This window comes from Kaarinaea lacus (assembly GCF_975902315.1).
In genome coordinates this window covers 1-4,887 of record NZ_CDLKIE010000518.1, presented here as the reverse complement: position 1 = coordinate 4,887, position 4,887 = coordinate 1, and the positions used below count along the sequence as shown (strand labels likewise).

Below are 4,887 nucleotides of genomic sequence, written 5' to 3'. Positions count from 1 at the left end.
CGAAGCAGCGCATCCGGAAGCCAGGACAATGATGAAGCAGATGAATAATAACTTATAGTTTTTCATTACAACAAATCTCCTTATAAATGGTTATGGAAATTCTACCTGGTTTTTTAGTGGAGAATATTTGGAAGAGGCCGGAAGATAAAATCCAACAATTTTACCGTTGGAAACCACAAGATACGCTTCGTATATCTGTGTTCCCTCAATTGTTAGCACATCGTTCACGGGTTTATAGACTTTTCCTCCCTGGATGTTTTTATTTGATATGCTCCCTACAAGACTCCATTTTGAATTTATTTCTATTGTGCGGCTATATCCGGTATCTAACCACAAGTGGGTAAGTTTATTGGTCTGAAGGATTTCTGATTCATCGGTGGGTTTAAAATCTACTTTTTGTTTAGTTACCGAGGCGCATCCAATACAACTTACTAAAATTATACAAAGAAGTAATGATCTCACAGTTTTCTCCTGTTAAGTGCCCAACATGGCCACCGCTAGACCTATTGTAAGTAACTCACTAATTAAGGAGTTCATGGTAAGTGGGGTAATACATTATCTGTCACAAGTAATGCGTCGGATGACAAGCTATAGTTTAGCAGATGATTATAGAAAATAGTTCTATTGGCTGCTGATTATGATTGCAATCTCTATATTTAAATCAGATTACCTGGAATGAGTAGCACCCACGAGCAGTTATAAGCGTGAAAAATTAAACCTTTTCGATATGCGTATGTTGTTTTCTGATCGGTTAGAACTTCTGTCAGAATATTCATCGTTAACTTGAATGTGCTGGCAGTTAATCATTCGCTATCAGGATTTTGCCGATCTTTCTGCGCCACTCAGCCGGCCCGGTTTGATGTACTGCATTACCGGTGGAGTCCACGGCGACAATTACGGGCATGTCTTTCACTTCAAATTCATAAATGGCTTCCATGCCTAACTCCGGGAAAGCCAGCACTTTTGCGTTGCGGATGGCTTTGGAAACCAGGTATGCCGCACCGCCAACGGCGATACAATAAATGGCACCATGCTTTTTAATGGCTTCGATAGCGGCTGGTCCGCGTTCTGATTTTCCCACCATACCTAACAGGCCGGCTTTGTCCAGCATGGTATCGGTAAAACGGTCCATACGCGATGATGTAGTCGGTCCCGCCGGCCCGACAACTTCATCGCGGACAGGATCGACAGGGCCCACGTAGTAGATGAAACGGTTCTGAAAATCCACCGGGAGTTTTTCGCCCTGGTTGATGAGGTCTACAAGCCGTTTATGTGCCGAGTCTCTTCCGGTAAGTAATTTTCCACTCAGTAGTAGACGATCGCCTGCTTTCAATGTGGCCACTTCATCACGATTGACGGTGTCGAGGTTGAGCTTGCGGCTACTGGAAAAATCCAGCGATAAATTCGGCCAATCATCCAGCGAGGGCGGTTCAAAATTAGCCGGTCCACTCCCGTTTAATGTAAAGTGCACGTGTCGGGTCGCAGCACAATTGGGGAGTAATGCCACAGGTTTTGATGCAGCATGGGTGGGGTAGTCGGTCACTTTGACGTCCAGCACGGTCGTGAGGCCGCCCAGCCCCTGGGCACCGATACCTAGCGCGTTAACTTTTTCGTAAAGTTCGAGCCTCAGTTCTTCGGTATGAGTGGATGGACCGCGTGCTTTGAGTTCATGGATATTAACAGGCTCCATCATTGCCCACTTGGCCATCAGCATGGCTTTTTCCGGTGAACCACCAATACCCAGCGAAAGTGTTCCGGGAGGGCACCAGTCGGCGCCCATGCCTGGCACTTGCGAGAGCACCCAGTCCACGACGTTGTCACTGGGTAGCAGCATAGCGAATCTTGATTTGTTTTCAGAGCCACCGCCTTTTGCAGCAACAGTGATGTCGACTTTGTCGCCAGGTACCAGTTCGACATGGGTCACTGCCGGGGTGTTGTCCATGGTATTGGTGCGGCTACCGTCCGGATCGGCAACCATAGACGCGCGCAATATGTTGTCTTTATCAGTGTATGCCTGACGTACACCTTCATTAACCATTTCCTCAATGCTCATGTCTGTGTCCCAGCGTACGTCCATGCCGGCTTTAATAAAAACAATGGCGATGCCGGTATCCTGACAGATAGGCCGGTGACCTTCGGCGCACATGCGTGAATTGATTAGTATTTGAGCCATTGCATCCCTGGCAGCGGGTGACTCTTCCTGCTCGTAGGCTTCGGTAAGTGCCTTGATATAGTCGCTGGGATGGTAATAAGAAATGAATTGGAAGCCATCAGCAATACTTTGAATGAAGTCGTTCCTGCGTATGATTGTCATACCCCAATCCTGTTCAGCGGTTGCGTTAAATTACCTGGTTATTTTCGTACAATATTACAGGTGTGTCATGTTTGTTAGCGTATTTTTTCACCTGTCAGTGCATTTGGTTTTATTGATTAATGTTGACCGTTTAAATGACAAACACAAAGCATTGATTGGCATTATGGAAGAAATTTATGTGCTCAACCAGCAAAAAGCGCATAGAAACCATATAGAGCAGACGATGGACAAACTGGTGGTCTTTTCCGGGAAACATTTTTTAGATGAAGAGCAGTACATGCAGACTGCTGGATACGGGGAAACAGGTTCACATAAGTTATTGCATCGAGAACTGTTGCTGGATTTGAAGAACGAGGTGGAAAACTATAAAACCCTCAGTGGCGATGAAGTTCCCGATACATTTTTTTCATTCCTTCATCGCTGGGTAATCGTGCACATTAAAGGCAGTGACGGCAGGTTTGCTAATATTGGTGCGCAAGCCGACACATAGAATGATGGAGCGCAGATTCAGGTAACGCCTTTGCTCAACTCGTGGTCTGCCTGAACGCGCATTAATGTCATGATACATTCGAACAGGTCATCGAATGCCCGAATACCGGTACCAAACTGTTCCGAGCTTTTGTAATTGAATTGGATGTACTACTTCATTTTCTCCAACTTGGCCACGACGAAGTGACAATTACCCATTTACCAGTAAAGGGCAGGGCAGCTAACCAGTTCCTTAGCGGCTGGATCCAGCCGTAATTCAAGGTTGGCTAACTGACTAGAGACATCATTGCCATAACGCTATTTCGGTAATTGTTTGGTAATATCCAGGTCTTGTTCGGAAAAATCGTCGGTCTCGGCCACAGGCCTCAGCCTTCGTTAAAGCAAGTTGAGAAATCTGATGCTTGAAAAAATTTGTTATGAGATACGATACGCATCCATACTAACATCGGAAACATATTTGCCAAGTACTACCACGCGGCCTTGATAGCGGTGCTCGCCATCGGTGGCGAATTCAAAAAAGAAAATACGGCATAACTCTAGCCGACCACGGGCATTGCGTCGCACCCAGATTTTCTTTTTCTCTACGGTGTCATCCAGAAATTGTACGCCTGCTTCCTTGCATACACGTTTACCGGCATGTTTTGCCAATTCCTTGCTTTGCATGGTGTCCCACCAATACCAGGCGATGATTGCAAGAAAAATTATTAAGAATATTCCTTGCATATTAGTGTGGTGGCTGTGAGGTACGCTGGTTTATCGGTGTTTTTATGGTTGGTGTGTATGTAAAATTTTAGGGTATCAAATCATTATGTTTTGTTACTTCTTCTTGGCAATATATTTTTGCGTGTATTGCTTGGCCAGCTTCTTCGCTTGCGCCATGTCTTTTTTTGATAGCTGGGAGGCAACCGCATCGATTCCCCAAAGTACATTGCCTACTTTTTTATCTTTGTTGGCGGCTGCAGCCACACTGTACCAGGCGAAACTCTTAACCATGTCGCGCTTGGTACCTGTGCCCTTGGCGTACATGACTCCCAGGTTCGCCTGTGATTGAGCATTACCTTTTTCAGCGGCTTTTTTGTACCAGTAAAATGCTTTTTTGTAGTCTTTTGTAACCCCCTGGCCGGTGTGATAAAGCACGGCAACGGTGGCCTGTACTTTCACATCACCTTCTTGCGCCAGTTTTTTCCATTTTTTAAAAGCAGTCTTGTAATCATCTTTTTCAGCGGCTTTCAGGCCTTCTTCATAGCTCGCACTTACAGAGGGAATAAGTAGTATTAGTAGTAGTATGGTAAGAAGTTTTATGAATTTTTTCTGCATTTTTACACCATAAAAGCCGATTGAGACGCACGTTTATCTCGGGACTATACCACAGTGTAAGGAAAGTTTAAGCGCAGAAACGCAGACAAAAAAAAGGCCGCAACAGGGCGGCGTCGCGGCCTGACAAACATAAATGGGGGCATGGGTTATGTTTGTCTGAGGAAGACGATACCCCCGCTTTTTTGTCATTGGAAGTAATTTATATCTATATGTTTATTGATAAAAACGATATTAGTAACGCTGTTTAATAATTAAACAATATTAGTTACCTAAGTAGGGAAAACTATTAAATATAAGTATTCGTAAGTAGGTTTTTGATTACAAAGATCCCTACACTGTGGGAAATAAGTCTTAATGTGAATTTCCATAAAACCAAGCGTTTAAGTAGTGTATTTGGCGAAAATTTTGGTGCCGGCGAGAGGATTTGAACCTCCGACCTGCGCATTACGAATGCGTTGCTCTACCAACTGAGCTACGCCGGCAAGTGAAACGAACAGGGTGGTTTTAGTTCACCTGAGTGGCGAAACGAGTATAAGAGATACGGGTAAACAGTTACAACAGTTGTGTAATGTGCGTGTGGCAGTAAAAAATTTTATTAATGAGAGAGCTGGAAAAGCTTAAAGGGTTTTTGATGATACTCGCACTATGACATCAATGTCTTTTATTTTCATCGCTGCTGGCGGTTCGGGTAAGCCTTCAATGGCCAGGTTTTCACTACAGATGTCGTGTAACGAGCCAGAGTCGATATCATAAAAGTGGTGGTGGGG

5 protein-coding genes and 1 tRNA gene are annotated in these 4,887 nt (G+C 44.6%); 1 reads left to right on the top strand and 5 read right to left on the bottom strand.

The features are described from left to right. Positions 1-90: 90 nt before the first annotated feature. Together ACWVCM_RS16145 and ACWVCM_RS16140 are read right to left on the bottom strand one after the other, a co-directional pair. Positions 91-462 carry a hypothetical protein gene (locus ACWVCM_RS16145; RefSeq protein ID WP_455202798.1) on the bottom strand — a complete coding sequence of 124 codons (372 nt, stop codon included), beginning with the start codon at positions 460-462 and terminating at the stop codon, positions 91-93. A gap of 337 nt (positions 463-799) precedes the next feature. Next, positions 800-2,314 carry a fumarate hydratase gene (locus ACWVCM_RS16140; RefSeq protein ID WP_455202797.1) on the bottom strand — a complete coding sequence of 505 codons (1,515 nt, stop codon included), beginning with the start codon at positions 2,312-2,314 and terminating at the stop codon, positions 800-802. A 67-nt stretch (positions 2,315-2,381) separates the two neighbouring features. Here ACWVCM_RS16140 and ACWVCM_RS16135 point away from each other — a divergent pair, with 67 nt between their 5' ends. Then, the gene (locus ACWVCM_RS16135; RefSeq protein ID WP_455202796.1) at positions 2,382-2,804 is read left to right on the top strand and encodes a hemerythrin domain-containing protein; all 423 of its coding nucleotides are present in this window, start codon (positions 2,382-2,384) and stop codon (positions 2,802-2,804) included. A gap of 413 nt (positions 2,805-3,217) precedes the next feature. Here the strand turns inward: ACWVCM_RS16135 and ACWVCM_RS16130 are convergent, their stop codons facing one another. The 3 genes from ACWVCM_RS16130 to ACWVCM_RS16120 form a co-directional block, all read right to left on the bottom strand. After that, entirely contained in the window at positions 3,218-3,526 is a 309-nt protein-coding gene (locus tag ACWVCM_RS16130) for a DUF3301 domain-containing protein (RefSeq protein WP_455202795.1), read from the bottom strand. A gap of 93 nt (positions 3,527-3,619) precedes the next feature. Next, a complete protein-coding gene (locus tag ACWVCM_RS16125) occupies positions 3,620-4,120 on the bottom strand; it encodes a tetratricopeptide repeat protein (RefSeq protein ID WP_455202794.1) in 501 nt (166 codons plus the stop codon). A gap of 406 nt (positions 4,121-4,526) precedes the next feature. Continuing rightward, positions 4,527-4,602 (bottom strand) — tRNA-Thr (locus ACWVCM_RS16120). Between the last annotated feature and the right edge of the window lie 285 nt (positions 4,603-4,887).

Coding starts and splice junctions, on each gene's coding strand:
- ACWVCM_RS16140 (WP_455202797.1), bottom strand. CDS start 2,314: ATGACAATCATACGCAGGAACGACTTCATTCAAAGTATTGCTGATGGC.
- ACWVCM_RS16135 (WP_455202796.1), top strand. CDS start 2,382: ATGTTTGTTAGCGTATTTTTTCACCTGTCAGTGCATTTGGTTTTATTG.
- ACWVCM_RS16125 (WP_455202794.1), bottom strand. CDS start 4,120: ATGCAGAAAAAATTCATAAAACTTCTTACCATACTACTACTAATACTA.
- ACWVCM_RS16130 (WP_455202795.1), bottom strand. CDS start 3,526: ATGCAAGGAATATTCTTAATAATTTTTCTTGCAATCATCGCCTGGTAT.